Raw genomic sequence first — 17,690 nt, 5'->3', positions numbered from 1 at the left:
TGAGTTAGGCGAAAGTGACAGCGCGGCGAAACAGCTTTTGCTTGGCCCCGCTCAAACTTCGAGCGCTACCCGCCCCATCACATCGGCCAGCAACACCGCCCAGCGCGCCTGCCCCGCCTCGGTGTCGATCTGGTCCTGGCGGATCTCGACGGTGCAATAGGGGATGCCGTTGGCCTCGGCATGGCGGTCCATCGTCGCATTGAGCTGCTTGCCCGAGTAGGGCTGGTTGTCGCCCACGCTCAACCCCTGTTCGCCGAACAGGCGGATAGCGTGGCGCGCCGCGCGATCGTCCCGGTTATAGAGCAGCGCGACTTCCCACGGCCGTTCCTCCTCGCTCGTGTCGAGGCTCGGCGTGAAGCTGTGCAGCGCGACCAGCATCTTGGGCCGCGCCCGTTCGATCAGGTCGGCGAGCGCATTGTGATAGGGGCGATGGAAGCGATCCAGCCGCGCTTCGACATCGGCGCCGATGTTGCCCGCGATCAGCTTGCCGTCGCTTTCGGTGGGAACGACCGCCGGCTCGTCTTCGCGGCGGTGGAGATCGCAGACGAGCCGGCTGACGCAGGCGATATGCGCGGGGATGTTGTGACGGCGCGCCAAGCGGTCGGCGATGCCCTCCACCCCGATATCGACTGCGATATGCTCGTTCAGCAGCCTGGGATCGATCCCCAGCTCGATTTCCTCGGGGACGTAGTTCGAAGCGTGATCGGCAACACACAGCAGCCCCCCCGGACGCAGGTCTTCGGTGCCGACCTGACGGTAGGGGAGGTTGTCGATCATCATCGCAAGAACCCTTTCATCTGCCACCAGCCCGGGTGGCGCTCTGCTATATGCTGGGCAGCCGCGTCGCGAACGGACGCGCTGTCGTAGAGCGCGAAACACGTCGCCCCCGAGCCAGACATACGGGCGAGAAAGGGCGAGGTTCCGCGCAGCGCCGCGAGCACACCGGCGATCTGCGGGCAGAGCGAGATGGCTGGCACTTCGAGGTCGTTGCGTCCTTCGCGCGCGATAGTGCGTGCATCACCCTGTGGCAGAGCGCCGCGATCCTCGCCGTCCCAGTGAGCGAACACGGGTCCCGTCGACAGAGGAATGCGCGGATTGACCAGCAACACCGGCGTTCCGGCAAGGCTGTCGTCCACCGGCTCAAGTTCCGTCCCCGTCCCGCGCCCGATGCAGGTTCGGCTCTCGACGCAGGCCGGGACATCGGCGCCCAGAGCGGTGGCACGCGCGTGCCAATCGTCGGGCAGGCTGTAGCGTTCCTTCACGATGCGGAACACCGCGCCCGCATCGGCCGATCCCCCGCCCAGCCCCGCCGCGACGGGCAGGTTCTTCTCGAGCGTTATCGCTAGCCCATCGACGCGTGGCAGCTTACCCAGCGCTTTGGCGACGAGATTGTCGAAGGGATCGTCGAGCCCGTCCGCAAATTCGCCAAGCACCCGAACGCTGTCCTGCGCGGCAGCGCTCGCCGTCAGCACATCGCCCGCGTCGACGAAAGCGAACAGCGTTTCGAGCTCGTGATACCCGTCCTCGCGCCGCCTGCGGACATGCAGCGCAAGATTGATCTTGGCATAGGCGGTTTCGCGCACTCAATCCTCCCCTGACAGGGGAGGGGGACCGCCGACCGCAGGTCGGGGGTGGTATGGCACCCTCGAACTGCTCTGTACCATTGAGATCCCGATCGGGCGCAAGCTGCCCCTCCACCACCTTGTGGTCCCCCTCCCCGTACCGGGGAGGATATCGCTTCACATATTCGGATAGTTCGGCCCGCCGCCGCCTTCGGGCGTCACCCAGTTGATGTTCTGGTTGGGGTCCTTGATGTCGCAGGTCTTGCAGTGGACGCAGTTCTGCGAGTTGATCTGGTACTTGGGCTCGCCCGTTTCCTCGTCGACCAGCCATTCGTAGACGCCTGCCGGGCAATAGCGGGTCGAAGGCCCGGCGTAGACGCCCAGCTCGCTCCTTTTCTGCAGCTCCATGTCCTTGACCTGCAGGTGGACCGGCTGGTCCTCGGCATGGTTGGTGTAGCTGAAGGCGACGTTCGTCAGACGGTCGAAGCTCAGCACGCCGTCGGGCTTGGGATATTTGATCGGCTGGTAGAGGTCGGCGCGATTGAGCGCGTCGCAGTCGCGGTGGTGCTTCATGCTGATCGGCAGGCCGATCTTGAGGTAGCGCATCCACATGTCGATCCCGCCCAGAACGGTGCCGATGTCGGCGCCGAACTTCTCGATCGCGGGCAGCGCGTTCTGGACCTGCTTCAGCTCCTTGGCGATCCAGCTGTCGCGCAGGTTCGCGTCGTAATCCATCAGCTCGGTTTTCTCGTGACCGGCGGCGATGGCCGCGGCGATGCTTTCTGCGGCGAGCATGCCGCTCTTCATCGCTGTGTGGCTGCCCTTGATGCGCGGCACATTGACGAAACCGGCAGCACAGCCGATCAGCGCGCCGCCCGGGAAGGCGAGCTTGGGCACGCTCTGCCAGCCGCCGTCGTTGATCGCACGCGCGCCATAGGCGACGCGCTTGCCGCCCTTCAGCGTCTCGGCGATCAGCGGGTGGTGCTTCCAGCGCTGAAATTCCTGGTAGGGCGAGACATAGGGGTTCGAATAGTCGAGCCAGGTGACGAGGCCCAGCGCGACCTGCCCGTTGGCCTGGTGGTAGAGGAAGCCGCCGCCATTGCTGCCGCTTTCGCTCAAGGGCCAGCCCTGCGTGTGGACGATCTTGCCCGGCTCGTGCAGCTCGGGATCGATGTCCCACAATTCTTTGATGCCGATGCCGTAGACCTGCGGCTCGCAGTCGGCCTCGAGGTCGAACTTCGCCTTCATCTGCTTGGTGAGGTTGCCGCGCACGCCCTCTGCGAAGAGCGTGTATTTGGCATGGATTTCCATACCCGGCTGGTAATCGGGCTTGTGGCTGCCGTCGGCGGCGATGCCCATGTCCTGCGTCACCACGCCCGCGACCGCGCCCTTGTCGTCGAACAGCACTTCGGCGGCGGGGAAACCGGGGAAGATCATTACCCCCATGCCTTCGGCCTGTTCCGCCATCCAGCGGCACAGATTGCCGAGCGAGCCGGTGTAGCACCCCTCGTTCGACATGAAGGGCGGGAACATGATGTGCGGCATGGCCGACTGGCCGGTTTCGCTGATCGTGTAGAACAGGTCCTCGCCCACGGGCGTTTGCGCCATCGGGCAATCCATGTCGCGCCAGTCGGGCAGCAGCTCGTCCAGCGCCTTGGGATCGACCACCGCGCCCGAGAGGATATGCGCGCCGATTTCGCTGCCCTTTTCGAGCACGACGACCTCGAGCTCCTCGTTGATCTGCTTGAGCCTGATGGCCGCCCCGAGGCCGGCCACGCCGCCGCCGATGATGACGACGTCGCAGGGCATGGATTCGCGTTCGCTCATGTCTCTCTCTTTTCGTCGCGTAACTGCTCTGAATGCCTTGATTGGTGGCGCTTTAGAGGTCAAGACCCGTCCCCGAGGAATGATGCAGGCAAATCCCCCGAAACCGCGCGATTTCGATGCGCTCGAAGCCTTCGAGGGTGCGCTCGACTGGTGGCGCGAGGCGGGCGTCGATGCCGATTTCCTCGACGAGGCGAGCGGCTGGCTGGCAGAGCCCGAGGCCGAGAATGCCGTAGCGGCTGCGCCTCCGCCAGCACCGCCGCGGCCAGCGCGCAAGACCGCGCTCGAGCGCGCGCTCGAACAACCGCAAGCAGAAAGGCCGAGGATCGGTGCCGATAGCCTGCCCGACAGTCTCGAAAAATTTCGCGAATACTGGATGGCCGAACCTGCGCTCGGCGAAGGGGCACTCGATCGCCGCGTGCCGCCACGTGGTGTCGCCGGCGCAAAGCTGATGCTGCTCCTTCCGCAGCCCTTCGAGGACGATGCCGACGGCCTGCTAAGCGGCGGCGCGGCCCCCTTCGTTGCCGCCATGCTGCGCGCCATGGGGATTGCCGAGCACGAGACCTATCTCGCCAGCGCACTGCCCGCCCCGATGGCCATGCCCGACTGGCCGCAACTGGCTGCCAGCGGGATTGGCGCCGTGGTGCGGCACCACATCGCACTCGCCCGGCCGCAACGCGTCGTGCTGTTCGGCCGCGCGCAACTGGCCCTGTTCGATATCCCGCCCGAACGCGCCCGCGATCCGCTGGCGCTCGACTGCGGCGGTACGTCCTTCGCGCTGCTCGCCGCACCCGACCTGCGCAATCTCGCCCGGTCTGCGGTGCGGCGCGAGAATTTCTGGAACCGCTGGCTGGACTGGACCCGATGAGCCTACGCCCCCTGACCGCCCTCGCGCTGGCCGCGACTGCGCTGACCGCATCCCCGGCTTTCGCGCAAGGCAGCAGCGTCGACTATTTCACCCGCTCGCATGCCGCCGCGCTGCCTCGGCTGCTGTCGACCGATGACCGCGCCTATTACGGCTCGCTGTTCGAGGCGATCGACGCGAAGAACTGGGACCGCGTCGAAATGCTGCTGACCAGCCGCAGCGACGGCCCGCTGCACGGCGCGGCGCTGGCCGCCTATTACCTCCACCCGGAAAGCCCGCGGATCGAGCTGCCGCGGATCGAGGCCTGGCTCGAACGCTACGCGCGCCTGCCCGAGGCCGATGCGATCGTTCGCCTGGGGCAGACGCGCGGGCTCGCCAATCCACCCAGGCTTCCGCGCGAGCGCGAGCTGGTCCGCCAGCCGGGGATGACCAAACGCATCCGCCCGCGTTCAGTCGAGGACGGGACCATGCCCGAAAGCGTCAAGTCGGCGATCCTCGAGCGGATCACGCAGGACGATCCCGACGGCGCGCGGCTGCTGCTCGACGGGGTCGATGCGACGCTCAGCCGCGAGGCGCGCGCGGAATGGCGCTATCGCGTCGCCTGGAGCTATTACATCGAGAACCAGGACGCGCAGGCCTGGGCGCTTGCCGAAACCGTACGCGAGGGCGGCAGCGGCGCCTGGGTGGCCGAGGGCGACTGGGCTGCGGGCCTCGCCGCCTGGCGGCTGGGCGATTGCGACAAGGCCGGCGAAGCCTTCGTCCGCTCGGCCGCAAGCTCGACCAATCCCGAACTCACCTCCGCCGCGCATTACTGGGCGAGCCGCGCGCTGATCCGCTGTCGCATGCCCGAAAAGGCGGCCGAGCAATTGCGCGGTGCCGCACGCTTTCCCGAGACGCTCTACGGCATGCTCGCGCACGAACAGATGGGGCGCGACCTGCCCGCAACGCATACCCAGCCCGATCTGACCGAATCCGACTGGCGCCGCCTGCGCGACAGCGAAGCGGTTCGACAGGCGGTAATGCTGGCCGAAGTCGGGCGCCGCGAAACGGCCGAAAACTATCTCACCTGGCTGGTTCGCACCGGCGACGACGACGATTACAACGCCCTTGCGCGGCTCGCCCGCGCACTCGGCCTGACTGGTGCGCAGACCTACATGGCCTACAACGCGCCGCGCGGCGAGGCCGCGCACCCGAGCCTGCGCTATCCGGTCACCTTCCGCGCGCCGGTGGGCGGCTGGCGCGTCGATCCGGCGCTGGCCTTCGCCCATGCGCTGCAGGAATCGAATTTCCGCGAACGCGTGGTCAGTCCGGCGGGCGCGATCGGGCTGATGCAGATCATGCCGATTACGCGGCGCGAGTATGCCGCATCGATCAACATGAGCGCCGATGCCGACCTCAGGGATCCGGCGATCAACCTCGCCTTCGGCCAGCGTACGCTCGAATCGCTCGGCAGCTCGTCCTACACGCAGGGCAAGCTGCCCAAGGTCATGGCCGCCTACAACGCCGGCCCCAGCCCGGTGGCGCGGTGGGAGAGCGAGGTCCGCGACCAGGACGATCCGCTGCTCTACATGGAATCGATCCCCTATTGGGAAACGCGCGGCTATGTCGCCATCGTCATGCGCAATTACTGGATGTACCTGCGCCAGGCCGATGCCCCCGCGCCCAGCCGGATCGATCTGGCGGAGAACGACTGGCCAATGTTCCCTCGCGTGCGATAGGATGATATCCCGATGGCCCTCGACGAAAGCCTCCCGTTCAAGCCGGTCCGCATCGCGCTGCTGACCGTAACCGACACGCGCACGCTGGCAGACGACAGCTCGGGCGACCTGCTTGCCGCGCGCATCACGGAGGCTGGCCACGAACTCGCCGCGCGCGAGATCAGCCATGACGACCGCAACGAGATCGCCGCGCATCTCCACCGCTGGATCGACGACGAGGGCATCGATTGCGTGATCACCACCGGCGGGACCGGCCTCACCGGGCGCGACGTGACCCCCGAAGCGCTCGACCGGGTCAAGGACAAGGACATCCCCGGCTTCGGCGAGTATTTCCGCTACATCAGCATCGCCAGCATCGGCACCAGCACGATCCAGAGCCGCGCCTGTGCGGTGCTGGCGCGCGGGACCTACATCTTCGCCCTGCCCGGCTCTACCGGCGCGGTGAAGGATGGCTGGGACCAGATTCTCGCGCTCCAGCTCGACAGCCGCCACCGGCCCTGCAATTTCGTCGAGCTGATGCCGCGCCTCCGCGAACGGTAACGACACTCCAGATTCAGTCATTGCGAGGAGCCGCAGGCGAGGAGGCAATCCATCTTCCTGCCTTGCACGCGGTGGACCGGTTCGGTGATGGATTGCTTCGCTGCGCTCGCAATGACTATGGAGGACTGCGCGTGTTCCATGTATGTTCTCATACATGGAACGTCGACTCGCCCCCGCCATATCCGGTCGCGGTGCACAAGGATCCGAGGTGCCGACGCGCTTCGGCTTGGCCGAGCGCGAGGAGGATGGCGACTGGCGCGACTATATGGAGCAGCTAGACGGCCCACCGGTAAGGCTGCGCACGCAGGTAACCGAGGAACGCCCGAAGACGATCCTCAGCTTCAACCAGTCGCCCGACGTCCCCTTCGACCGCTCGGTCAACGCCTATCGCGGCTGCGAGCACGGCTGCGTCTATTGCTTCGCGCGGCCGACGCACACCTATCACGACCTCTCGCCCGGGCTCGACTTCGAAACGAAGCTCTTCGCGAAGCCCAATGCGGCGGAATTGCTGCGCGCGACGCTGGCCAAGCCGAAATATCGCCCCAAACCGATCGCCATGGGGACCAACACCGATCCCTACCAGCCGATCGAGGCGCGCTATCGCATCACGCGCAGCGTACTCGAGGTCTGCCTCGATGCGCGCCACCCGGTGACGATCACCACCAAGTCCGACCGCGTACTGGCCGATCTCGACCTGCTGGCTCAGTTGGCCGAGCGGCGGCTGGTGGCAGTGGCCATATCGGTCACAAGCCTCGACCCCAGGCTTTCGGGAAAGCTCGAACCGCGCGCAGCTGCGCCCGCCAAGCGATTGCTCGCGCTGCAGAAACTGGTCGAGGCGGGAGTCCCGGTGCATTGCTCGGTCTCGCCGATCATCCCGGCGATCACCGACGAGTTCATGGAGGAAATCGTCCAGCGTGTCGGCGCGATCGGCGTCGGCAGCGTCGGCTGGATCCCGCTGCGCCTGCCGCACGAAGTCGCGCCGCTGTTCCGCGAATGGCTCGCGGTCCATTTCCCCGACCGCGGCGACAAGGTGATGAGCATCGTCCGCTCGATCCGCGGCGGGCGCGACAACGATCCCGATTTCTTCACCCGCATGAAGCCGAGCGGCGTCTGGGCCGACCTCTTCCGCGCGCGCTTCCGCCTCGCCTGCAAGCGCGCGGGGCTCGGCAAGGCGAAATTCGAACTCGACTGCACGCAGTTCAGGCCGCCTGCGATGGGCGGACAAATGCGGTTGCTTTAGAATACGATCTCGCAACCTCTTCAGTGATCGAAAAAGCCGATTTTTCCTTCGAGATGAGGAAGTTTGCTGTTCCGTCCAACAATCGTGAATCGAGGAAATGCACTGTCAAACTGAACTCCTCAACTGAATCATGTTCAATCGTTTGGTTGAATTCAAGGTGCTGGCCTGTGCCTAGAGCAGGACGAGAAATTAATTGTTTTCCGTCTCTTTCCAGACGGATATCAGTGCAGGGCTTGCCATGGTTGAAGAGTTGAAAGCGATAAAGGCGCGTGCCGTTGGCCGATCCTGAACTCCCTGCTTGCACCAATTTCAGGATCGGACGTGAATTTCGCGCTACCTCGCTCTGTTGTTGAGCCAGAAGTTTGCTCTCAAAGGCCAACTGTTCGCGTGTAACATTTACGAGGTCGCGCTGTTGCTCGACTGAGTTTTTGAGCTCCTCACCTTGGAGCCACAACGCATTAGCGCTGTTTCGAAGCTCTAGGCCCTGTTGGAGAAAACCCAACACGAGCCAGAGGAAAGCAAGCGGCGCGAATACTCCGGCGAGAAAATCACCAAGCTCATTTGGTGCCAACTCGAAAATCGAACTTAGCTGATTTCGCCAATACCACCCTACGAATACCAAATACGCAAACGTGCCAAAGGCACCAATCACAGCGAGCTTCCATGAGCCCGCATTATTGTGCCGCTCTACTGCGCTATTCAAAACCTCTCGCCCGCAGCGCCCGGCGCAAACCGCACGAGCCTGCTGTCGACCAGCGCGGCGGTGCGGTTGACCACCGCCTTCTGGTAGTCGGGGTCCTTGATCATCTCGAAGAAGGCGCCCGAATTGGGATATTGCGCGATGAAGCCGTCGTGCCAGCGCCGCTCCTCGGGGCCGGTGACCATCGTCTGGAACGCGCCGCGCCAGACGATCTCCCCGCCCACGCGGCGGAAGATTGGGCCGCTGGTCTTGCCATATTCCTCGTAGGCGCGACGCCCGCTCCAGCCCTTGCCGGCGTTTTCATGCCCCTCGGGATAGTCCGCCACATCGCGGTAGAGCAGCAGGTTGAGCATATGGATCGGCTCGTCGCGCGGCAGCGCCTTGAACGCCTCGAAATTGGCGCGGCTCGGATCGATATAGGTGTCGGTCATACTCACCCTCCAAGCGTGTAATCCGCGAACCGCTCGCGCAGGTCCTTCTTGCTGATCTTGCCGGTGGCGGTGTGCGGAATGTCGTCGACGAATTCGACCGCATCGGGCAGCCACCACTTGGCGACCTTGTCGGCGAGAAAATCGGTCACCTCGTCGGCGCTGACCTCCTGCCCTTCCTTGCGGACCACGAACAGCACGGGGCGCTCGTCCCACTTGGGATGCGGCATGCCGATCGCGGCGGCCTCGGCCACGGCGGGGTGTCCGACCGCGGCGTTCTCGAGCTCGACCGAGCTGATCCATTCGCCGCCCGATTTGATCACGTCCTTGGTCCGGTCGGTGATCTGCATCGTGCCATCGGGATGAAGGATCGCCACATCGCCGGTGTTGAACCAGCCATCAGCATCGATCGCGTCTTCCTCCGCCTTGAAATAGCGCTTCAGCACCCAGGGGCCGCGAATGTGCAGCGCGCCCGAGGTTTCGCCATCGCGCGGCAGCACCTTGGTCGGATCGTCGAGGTCGACCGTGCGCAGCTCGACCCCGAAGATCGGGCGGCCCTGCTTCATCGTCTTCTCGACCTTCTGGTCGAACGTGAGCGCATCCCAATCCGCGGTGGGACCGCCGACAGTGCCGATCGGGCTGGTCTCGGTCATGCCCCAGGCATGCTGGACGCGCGTGCCGTTCTTCATCAGCCGTTCGATCATGAAACGCGGCGCGGCCGAGCCGCCGATCGTCGCCGCGCGCAGCTTGGGCAGGTCGATGCCTTGCGCGTCGCAATACTGGAAATGGGCCAGCCAGACCGTCGGCACGCCGGCGGAATCGGTGACGCCCTCGGTCTTCATCAGCTCGTCGAGCACAGCGGGATCGTTGACCGCGCTGAAGACGAATTTGATGCCCGCCATCGCGCCCGCATAGGGCAGGCCCCAGCTCGCAGCGTGGAACATCGGCACGACGGGCAGCATCACGCTGGAGGCGCTGAAATTGAAGGCCGCTGGCTGCAGACCCGCAAGGGCGTGCAACATGGTCGAGCGGTGCTCGTACTGAACCCCCTTGGGATTGCCCGTGGTCCCGCTGGTGTAGCAAATCATGCACGGGTCGCGCTCGTCGCCCTCGACCCAGTCGAACTCGCCATCCTGCGCACCAATCCAGTCTTCGAAGCTGGTGGTGTGCTCGCTGCTGTCGAAGCAGATGTAATGTTCAACGCCCGGCCACTTGTCGCGCATTATGTCGATGATCGGCTGGAACGCCGCATCGTAGAGCATGACCTTGTCTTCGGCGTGGTTGACGATGTATTCGAGCTGGTCCTCGAACAGCCGCGGGTTGCAGGTGTGCAGCACGCCGCCCATCCCCGCGACGCCAAACCAGCTGACCAGGTGCCGCGCGTGGTTCATCGCCAGGCTGGCGACCTTGTCGCCCTTCTTGAGGCCCAGCGCGAGCAGCGCCTGGCTCATCTTCTTCGCATCGCGCTGGATGCCAGCCCAATCGGTGCGGGTCTCGCTGCCGTCGGCCCAGCGGGTGACGATTTCGCGGGTCGGGGCTTCCCGGGCAGCGTGATCGATTACATGCGAAATCCGCATGCCCCAGTCCTGCATCGCGCCAAGCGACATACTCTCTCCTCTCCAATTTGGTCATTGCGAGGAGCCGAAGGCGACGCGGCAACCCGGCTTCCGGCGTCGCGGTCGGATGCGACGGCAGGTGAGGGATTGCTTCGCCTTCGGCGCGCAATGACTGTGCACTCAGGCGACGAGGCGCAAGTTTGCCTTCCCCCGCCGCGCGGTCAGTTGCACCTTGGCAAGGCCGGGCACGCTTGCCAAGCGTTCGGCAAGCTCCCCGTCGATAGAAAATCTGCGCCCCAGCCGCATCACGGGCGGGGTGACATCGCCGGTCAGCAGTGTGGCGACCACCTCGTCTCCGCCCTCGCCGCCCGCGTCCAGATCGAGTGCGAGCTGTGTCAGCGCGTCGACGCTCTCCACTTCGAGCGTCAGCAGCATCGCCATGCTGCCCTTGACCGCCGCCAGCGGAACGGCGCCCCGCACGGTGATCCGCGGGGGTTCGTCGGGGCTCGGGCTGTCGAGTTCGACATCGAGCTTCACGCAGGTCTGGTTTTCGGCCCATTCGAGGAATTTCTCGACCAGGCCTTCCTCGAAACAGGCGGCGCTGAACTGGCCCGAACTGTCGGAGAAATCGGCACGGACGAAGGGCTTGCCGCGCCGCGTCGTGCCCTTGTTCACCTTCTCGACCATGGCCGCCATCACCGCGCCCGCGCGCCCGCCCGGCGGCGCGCCGCCTGCCATCAGCGAAGCATAGGAGCGCGCGCCCTGTGCGCTGGCGACCTGGCGCCAGGCTTCGACCGGGTGTTCCGCGAAATAGAAGCCGAAATTCTCCTTCTCGCGCGCCATCTGCTCGGCGCGCGGCCAGGGATCGGCCTCCTTCAGGCGGAAGCCGTCCTCGACTGCGGAGTCCTCGCCCCCGAACAGCCCGCCCTGTCCGCTCGACCGCTCGCGCTCGGCCGCGTCGGCCACCGCCAGCAGCATGTCGGCGTTCGCCATCAGCCTGGCGCGGTTAGGCTCGAACTCGTCGAGTGCGCCAGCGCTGATGAGCGCTTCCAGCTGCCGCGAGTTCATCGAACCCTTGGGCAGGCGCTCGAACAGGTCCTTGAGGCTGGCGAAGGGGCCCGCCGCCTCGCGCTCGGCGACGATCGCCTCCATCGCCCGCTCGCCGACATTGCGTATCCCGGCCAGCGCATAGCGCACGGCATAGCCCTCGTCGGTCTGCTCGACCGAATATTCGGCTTCGGAATGATTGAGCGACGGCGGTAAAACCTTGATCCCGCTGCGCCGCGCATCGTCGACGAAGATCGCCAGCTTTTCCGACTGGTGCATGTCGAAGCACATCGAGGCGGCGTAGAATTCTTCCGGGTAATGCGCCTTGAGCCAGGCGGTCTGATAGGCCAGCAGCGCATAGGCGGCGGCGTGCGACTTGTTGAAGCCATAGCCGGCGAACTTGTCGATCAAGTCGAACAGCGCGTTGGCCTCGGCCTTCTCGATGCCGCTGACTTCCTTGCACCCCTCGACGAAGCGCGTGCGCTGGACGTCCATTTCCGCCTGGACCTTCTTGCCCATCGCGCGGCGCAGCAGGTCGGCGTCGCCGAGCGAGTATCCGGCAAGGATCTGCGCGGCCTGCATGACCTGTTCCTGGTAGACGAAGATGCCATAGGTCTCGGCGAGGATGCCTTCGAGCTTGGCGTGCGGATATTCGATCGGCACCTCGCCCGCCTTGCGCTTGCCGAACAGCGGGATGTTGTCCATCGGGCCCGGGCGATAAAGCGAGACGAGCGCGATGATGTCGCCGAAATTGGTCGGCTTCACCGCGGTCAGCGTGCGCCGCATGCCTTCGGATTCGAGCTGGAACACGCCGACCGTGTTACCCGCCTTCATCAGCTCGTAGACCTTGGGATCGTCGAGCGGAAGTTGCGAGAGGTCGATATCGATTTCGCGCCGCTTGAGGAGGTCGACCGCCTTCTTGAGCACCGACAGCGTCTTCAGCCCGAGAAAGTCGAATTTGACGAGGCCGCTGCTCTCGACATTCTTCATGTCGTATTGCGTCACCGGCATGTCCGAGCGCGGATCGCGGTAGAGCGGGACCAGTTTCGCCAGCGGGCGGTCGCCGATCACCACACCCGCCGCGTGGGTCGAGCTGTTGCGCGGGAAACCTTCTAGCTGCATCGCCAGATCGACGAGGCGTTTCACCTCGTTGTCATTGTCGTATTCGCGCTTGAAATCCGCCGCGCCGTTCAAAGCACGCGGCAGTGTCCACGGATCGGTCGGATGGTTGGGCACCATCTTGCAGAGGCGGTCGACATGGCCGTAACTCATTTGCAGGATGCGGCCCGTATCGCGCAGCACGGCGCGCGCTTTCAGCTTGCCGAAGGTGATGATCTGCGCGACGTGGTCGTGGCCGTATTTCTGCTGGACGTAGCGGATCACCTCGCCGCGCCGCGTTTCGCAGAAGTCGATATCGAAGTCGGGCATCGAGACGCGTTCGGGATTGAGGAAGCGTTCGAACAGCAGGCCGAGCTGGATCGGGTCGAGATCGGTAATCGTCAGCGCCCAGGCCACCAGGCTGCCCGCACCCGAACCACGGCCGGGCCCCACCGGAATATCGTGATCCTTGGCCCATTTGATGAAGTCGGCAACGATCAGGAAGTAGCCGGGGAAGCCCATCTGGTTGATGATGTCGACTTCGAATTTCAGCCGGTCGAAATAGACCTGGCGCTCTTCCTCGCTCATCTCGCCATAGGGCTCGAGCCGCGCTTCCAGTCCCTTGCGCGCGTCCTCTTCGAGCATCCGCGCCTCGCCCTCGAGATCGCCCGCGAGGCTCGGCAGGATCGGCTTGCGATAGGGCGGCGCATAGGCGCAGCGCTGCGCCACGACGAGCGTGTTCTGCACCGCCTCGGGGAGGTCGGCGAAGGCTTCCTCCATCATGTGGTAGGTCTTGACGTAGCTCTCGGGGTTGGAGCGCGCGCGGTCCTCGGCATCGACATGGGTCGATCCGGCAATGCACAGCATCGCGTCATGCGCCTTGTGCATGTGCGGTTCGGCGAAATTGGCGGGGTTGGTCGCCACCAGCGGCAGGTCGCGCGCATAGGCCAGCTCGACCAGCGCGGCTTCGGCGCGTTCCTCCACCGCGTTCCCGCGTCGCGCAAGCTCGATGTAGAGCCGCTCGGGGAACAGGGCCTGCAACCGGTCGAGCAGCGCTTCGGCGTGGCTTTGCTGCCCCTCGGCAAGCAGACGGGTCACCCCGCCCTCGCTCGCGCCGGTGAAGGCGATGAGGCCGTCGGTATGGTCGTCGAAATCCTCCATCCGCACATGCGGTTCGAATTCGAGCGGGCGGTCGAGATGCGCCTTGGAAACGAGGTGGCAGAGATTGTCGTAGCCCGCCTCGTCCTGCGCGTAGAGCGGCAGGTAGTCGACCTGTTTGCCTTCGCTGTCGCGCGCCACGCCCAGCAGCGTGCCGATGATCGGCTGGATGCCTTCGGCCTTGCAGGCATTGGCGAACATGACCGCGCCGTAGAGCCCGTTGCGGTCGGCGATCGCGATCGCGGGGAAGCCGCGTTCCTTCGCCAGCTTGGCCATCGCCTTGGGATCGATCGCGCCCTCCAGCATCGTATAGGCCGACAGGATGCGGAAGGGGACGAAGGGCTTGAAGGGCATGGGGGCAATATGCGGATTGCGCCTCCGTCGGCCAAGGGGCGCATCCACAGGATTTTCAGCTCACACAGTCATTGCGAGCGTAGCGAAGCAATCTAGGTCTGCCCTATCTGGATTGCCGTGTCGCCTGCGGCTCCTCGCAATGACTTTCGAAAGCTCAGAGCAGCTTTTCGATGTCCTTGGCGATGGTCTTGGGCGCATCGGCCGGGCCGTAGCGCTTCACGACATGGCCCTCGCGATCGATCAGGAACTTGGTGAAGTTCCACTTGATCGCCTTCGAGCCCATCAGCCCGGGCTTTTCGGCCTTCATCCAGTCGAACAGCGGGCTGGCATCCTCGCCGTTCACATCGACCTTGGCCATCAGCGGGAAGGTGAGGCCGAAATTGACCTTGCAGAACTCGGCGATCTCGTCGGCATCGCCCGGTTCCTGCCCGCCGAACTGGTTGCACGGGAAGGCGAGCACCTCGAAGCCCCTGGCCTTGTATTGCTGGAAGAGCTCTTCGAGGCCATCGTATTGCGGAGTGAAACCGCACTTGCTCGCGGTGTTGACCACCAGCAAGACCTTGCCGAGCTTGTCCGACAGGTCGAGCTGATCGCCCTTGTTTGTGGCGACAGTGAAATCGGCGATGGTCGTCATGGCGGGGCTAGTCCTTGCGGCGATAGATCAGGTCGAAGCTGTCGGACCAGCTGCGCCCATGGTCCGAACTCGCCTGACCGTACTGGCGCACGCTGCCGTCGGCTTCAAGCGTATAGGTCATGCGCACCAGCGAAGGATGGCCTTGCGCGTCCTTGCCCCAATAGCCGGTCAGCACCATCGCGCCATCGACCGGCCCGCCATCGAAGAACACGCGGCCGGGAACGCCGCCGACCCAGAGCTGGTGCCAGGCCCCGTCGCTGGGATCGTAGGCGCTCAGGCTCGACCCGCCGCGGCCTTGCAACGGCATCCACGTCTCGCGGATGGCGCAGCCCGCGCTGACCTTCTCGATCCGGCTGTCGGCGACTTTCTGCTCGCCGCCGCTGGGGAACACCTCCCACTCGCCGACCCAGAAATCGAAGGCGGCATAGGCCTCGCCTTCGCATTTCGGTGGGGCCGGGGGCGGCGTGGCCGGCGCTGCGGCCTGCGCCAGGACGAGCGCGAGTGCGGCGGTGATCATGTGCGGTTCTCCCCTGAGGATGTCGCGATGCGCCACGCGGCGTCCCGGCGCGAGTCTCTATCGACGGAGAACCGACGGCTTCCTACGAGCGGGGGAAATCGCTGCGCTGCGCCAGACGGGCGACCTCCGCGGCGTGATACTCGCGGTCGCCCGCCTTCTCGATATAGTATCGCGCGCGTTCCTTCTCGGGCATCAGCATCATGTGGCGGACCAGCTCGGCAAACGTACCGCTGCGCAGCCCCTTCGCGCCCTCGAGCACGCCGTCGCCATCATCGGTGCGATGCAGGCTCGCGCGATCGTCCCATTCGATGCCGTCGCGGTGGGCGGCGTCGCCCTTGTAGGTGCTGGGGTGGTCGGTCATGCAAAATCCTCCTTTGCCAGACCAACGTGCGAAACGCCGTCCGGGTCCGCTATTCGAGCACGCCTTCGTGGAGCCGGACCACGCGGTCCATCTTCTGCGCCAGCCGCTCGTTATGCGTCGCGATGAGCGCCGCGCTGCCCTCGCCGCGGACCAGCGCGAGGAATTCGGCCAGCACCTTGTCCGAGGTTGCCTCGTCGAGATTGCCCGTCGGCTCGTCGGCGAGCACCAGATCGGGCTTGTTGGCCAGCCCGCGGGCGACCGCCACGCGCTGCTGCTCGCCACCCGAAAGCTGGCTCGGCCGGTGGGTCAGCCGATGCGAGAGGCCCAGCGCGACGAGCAACTGCTCCGCCCGCGCCTCGGCTTCGGCACGCGGCTTGCCGGCGACGAGCTGCGGCAGGATGACATTCTCGCGCGCGTCGAAATCGGGCAGCAGATGGTGGAACTGGTAGACGAAGCCGAGATGCTCGCGGCGCAGCACGGTGCGTGCCCGCGAATCCGATTTTTCCGCCGAATGGCCGGCGATCACGATCTCGCCGCCGAAGCCGCCCTCGAGCAGGCCGACCGCCTGCAGCAGCGTCGACTTGCCCGAGCCAGACGGGCCGAGCAACGCAACGATCTCGCCCGGGCGGATCGCGAGGTCGACCCCGCGCAGCACGTCGATCCGCTCGCCGCCCTGCTCGAAGCTGCGCGTCAGGCCCCTCAGTTCGACCACCGGTTTCACGCCGCCGCTATTCATAGCGCAGCACCTGGACCGGATCGGTGCTCGCCGCCTTCCACGCCGGGTAGAGCGTGGCGAGGAAGCTCAGCCCCAGCGCGAGCAGCGCAATCAGCGAGACCTCGCCCGGGTCGATCTTCGACGGGATGGTGGTGAGGAAGCGGTATTGCGGGTCCCACAGGTTCTGTCCGGTAAGCGCGCCGATCGCCTCGACGATCTGCTGGCGCCCGGCCAGGATCAGAAAGCCAAGCGCGAGCCCCACCGCGGTGCCGATCGCGCCGATGGTGAAGCCGGTGGTGACGAAGATCTTCATCAGGCTCTGCCGCGTCGCGCCCATGGTGCGCATGATCGCGATGTCGCGGGTCTTCGCGCGGACCAGCATCACCAGGCTGGACAGGATGTTGAAGGCGGCGACCAGCACCATGAAACTGAGCGCGAAGGCCATCGCCGCACGCTCGACCTGCAGCGCCTCGAACAAGGTCGCGTTGATTGTCTTCCAGTCGGACACGACCGCCCTGCCCTCGACCGCGCGCTGCACCGGGGCGAGGATCTCGCCGACCTCGTCGGGATCCTCGACGGTGACTTCGATCATGCCCACCGAATCGCCGATCAGCAGCAGCTTCTGCGCATCCTGCATCGGCATCACGACATAGGCCCCGTCGTAATCGTAGATTCCGACCTCGAAGATCGCTGCGACCTCGTAGCCGATCTGGCGCGGGACGGTGCCGAACGGGGTCGAGCGCCCCTGCGGGTTGATGACGGTGATGGTGTCGCCCACTCGCGCACCGATGTTTTCCGCCAGGCGGACGCCGATGGCGACCTTGTTCGAACCCGGCCTGAGCGTGGCGAATTCGCCCGCGACAACCTTCTTCGACAGCTCGCGCAGATCCTCGGCGGTATTGCCGCGCACGAGGATCGCCTCGACGCGTCCGTTGAAACTGGTCAGCAACGGCTGTTCGATCAGCGGGCTGGCGCGCACCACGCCCGGCGTCGCGCGCACTTCCTCGAGGATATTCTCCCAGTCGTCCATCCGCCCGCCATAGGCCTGGACGATGGCGTGGCCGTTGAGGCCCACGATCTTGTCGAGCAGTTCGGCCCGGAAGCCGTTCATGACGCTCATCACCACCACCAGCATGGCGACCGAGAGCATCACCACCCCGATCGAGATGCTCGCGACCAGCGCGATGAAGGCCTCGCCCTTGCCCGGAAGCAGGTAGCGCTTGGCGATCGTCCATTCGAAGGGGGAAAGGATCAAGGCGGCCCTTGTGCGGTGACTGTTGCTTGTCAGCGCGTTTAGGCAGCTAGGCCCCGCGGCGCAACGAAATCGTGTTTTGCGCCGCGTCGTTCGTCTCACTGGCCTTGTAATCCGGGCG

Annotated in this window: 16 protein-coding genes; 4 read left to right on the top strand and 12 right to left on the bottom strand. The window is 65.3% G+C overall.

Translation table 11 applies throughout. The annotated features are described in order from the left end of the window. Window positions 1-51: 51 nt before the first annotated feature. From ACEQZ0_RS02255 to ACEQZ0_RS02245, 3 genes are all read right to left on the bottom strand, one after another. Window positions 52-777, bottom strand: coding sequence for an N-formylglutamate amidohydrolase (locus tag ACEQZ0_RS02255; RefSeq protein WP_370189901.1), 726 nt, complete (start codon window positions 775-777; stop codon window positions 52-54). Beyond that, window positions 777-1,583: a 4-(cytidine 5'-diphospho)-2-C-methyl-D-erythritol kinase gene (locus ACEQZ0_RS02250; RefSeq protein WP_370187988.1), complete on the bottom strand. Its 807-nt coding sequence runs from the start codon at window positions 1,581-1,583 to the stop codon at window positions 777-779. The genes ACEQZ0_RS02255 and ACEQZ0_RS02250 overlap by 1 nt, the downstream gene beginning before the upstream one ends. 156 nt (window positions 1,584-1,739) lie before the next feature. Next, window positions 1,740-3,389 carry an electron transfer flavoprotein-ubiquinone oxidoreductase gene (locus tag ACEQZ0_RS02245; protein ID WP_370187986.1) on the bottom strand — a complete coding sequence of 550 codons (1,650 nt, stop codon included), beginning with the start codon at window positions 3,387-3,389 and terminating at the stop codon, window positions 1,740-1,742. Between the two features lie 79 nt (window positions 3,390-3,468). Here ACEQZ0_RS02245 and ACEQZ0_RS02240 point away from each other — a divergent pair, with 79 nt between their 5' ends. The 4 genes from ACEQZ0_RS02240 (at window position 3,469) to ACEQZ0_RS02225 (ending at window position 7,749) form a co-directional block, all read left to right on the top strand. Then, the gene (locus ACEQZ0_RS02240) at window positions 3,469-4,254 is read left to right on the top strand and encodes a hypothetical protein (RefSeq protein WP_370187984.1); all 786 of its coding nucleotides are present in this window, start codon (window positions 3,469-3,471) and stop codon (window positions 4,252-4,254) included. Beyond that, the gene (locus ACEQZ0_RS02235) at window positions 4,251-5,969 is read left to right on the top strand and encodes a lytic transglycosylase domain-containing protein (protein WP_370187982.1); all 1,719 of its coding nucleotides are present in this window, start codon (window positions 4,251-4,253) and stop codon (window positions 5,967-5,969) included. Before ACEQZ0_RS02240 ends, ACEQZ0_RS02235 begins: the two co-directional genes overlap by 4 nt. Window positions 5,970-5,981: 12 nt before the next feature. Continuing rightward, window positions 5,982-6,509 carry a molybdenum cofactor biosynthesis protein B gene (gene moaB / locus ACEQZ0_RS02230; protein ID WP_370187980.1) on the top strand — a complete coding sequence of 176 codons (528 nt, stop codon included), beginning with the start codon at window positions 5,982-5,984 and terminating at the stop codon, window positions 6,507-6,509. 142 nt (window positions 6,510-6,651) lie between these two features. Continuing rightward, window positions 6,652-7,749 carry a PA0069 family radical SAM protein gene (locus ACEQZ0_RS02225; protein WP_370187977.1) on the top strand — a complete coding sequence of 366 codons (1,098 nt, stop codon included), beginning with the start codon at window positions 6,652-6,654 and terminating at the stop codon, window positions 7,747-7,749. On the opposite strand, the gene ACEQZ0_RS02220 is transcribed toward ACEQZ0_RS02225, so the two are convergent. The 9 genes from ACEQZ0_RS02220 to ACEQZ0_RS02180 all read right to left on the bottom strand — a co-directional run bounded on the left by ACEQZ0_RS02220 (window position 7,709) and on the right by ACEQZ0_RS02180 (window position 17,572). Beyond that, window positions 7,709-8,452 carry a hypothetical protein gene (locus ACEQZ0_RS02220; RefSeq protein ID WP_370187975.1) on the bottom strand — a complete coding sequence of 248 codons (744 nt, stop codon included), beginning with the start codon at window positions 8,450-8,452 and terminating at the stop codon, window positions 7,709-7,711. The genes ACEQZ0_RS02225 and ACEQZ0_RS02220 overlap by 41 nt on opposite strands. Beyond that, the gene (locus tag ACEQZ0_RS02215; RefSeq protein WP_370187973.1) at window positions 8,449-8,880 is read right to left on the bottom strand and encodes a DUF1330 domain-containing protein; all 432 of its coding nucleotides are present in this window, start codon (window positions 8,878-8,880) and stop codon (window positions 8,449-8,451) included. The genes ACEQZ0_RS02220 and ACEQZ0_RS02215 overlap by 4 nt, the downstream gene beginning before the upstream one ends. 2 nt (window positions 8,881-8,882) lie before the next feature. Beyond that, a complete protein-coding gene (locus ACEQZ0_RS02210) occupies window positions 8,883-10,484 on the bottom strand; it encodes a long-chain fatty acid--CoA ligase (RefSeq protein ID WP_370187971.1) in 1,602 nt (533 codons plus the stop codon). Between the two features lie 129 nt (window positions 10,485-10,613). Next, complete coding sequence (gene dnaE / locus ACEQZ0_RS02205; RefSeq protein ID WP_370187969.1) at window positions 10,614-14,090, bottom strand: DNA polymerase III subunit alpha; 3,477 nt, start codon at window positions 14,088-14,090, stop codon at window positions 10,614-10,616. Window positions 14,091-14,244: 154 nt separating this feature from the next. Then, on the bottom strand, window positions 14,245-14,724 hold the full coding sequence (locus ACEQZ0_RS02200; protein WP_370187967.1) for a glutathione peroxidase: 480 nt from the start codon (window positions 14,722-14,724) through the stop codon (window positions 14,245-14,247). 7 nt (window positions 14,725-14,731) lie between these two features. Next, window positions 14,732-15,241 carry a hypothetical protein gene (locus ACEQZ0_RS02195; protein WP_370187965.1) on the bottom strand — a complete coding sequence of 170 codons (510 nt, stop codon included), beginning with the start codon at window positions 15,239-15,241 and terminating at the stop codon, window positions 14,732-14,734. Window positions 15,242-15,323: 82 nt separating this feature from the next. Then, window positions 15,324-15,602 carry a hypothetical protein gene (locus ACEQZ0_RS02190; RefSeq protein ID WP_370187963.1) on the bottom strand — a complete coding sequence of 93 codons (279 nt, stop codon included), beginning with the start codon at window positions 15,600-15,602 and terminating at the stop codon, window positions 15,324-15,326. Between the two features lie 49 nt (window positions 15,603-15,651). Further along, window positions 15,652-16,338 carry an ABC transporter ATP-binding protein gene (locus ACEQZ0_RS02185; protein ID WP_370187961.1) on the bottom strand — a complete coding sequence of 229 codons (687 nt, stop codon included), beginning with the start codon at window positions 16,336-16,338 and terminating at the stop codon, window positions 15,652-15,654. Then, the gene (locus ACEQZ0_RS02180; protein WP_370187960.1) at window positions 16,331-17,572 is read right to left on the bottom strand and encodes a lipoprotein-releasing ABC transporter permease subunit; all 1,242 of its coding nucleotides are present in this window, start codon (window positions 17,570-17,572) and stop codon (window positions 16,331-16,333) included. Before ACEQZ0_RS02180 ends, ACEQZ0_RS02185 begins: the two co-directional genes overlap by 8 nt. Window positions 17,573-17,690: the final 118 nt, after the last annotated feature.

Source organism: Qipengyuania sp. (assembly GCF_964227205.1).
Classification (GTDB): Bacteria; Pseudomonadota; Alphaproteobacteria; order Sphingomonadales; family Sphingomonadaceae; genus Qipengyuania.
The sequence above is the reverse complement of the archived record's forward strand: the minus strand, read 5'-3'. Positions and strand labels throughout refer to the sequence as shown.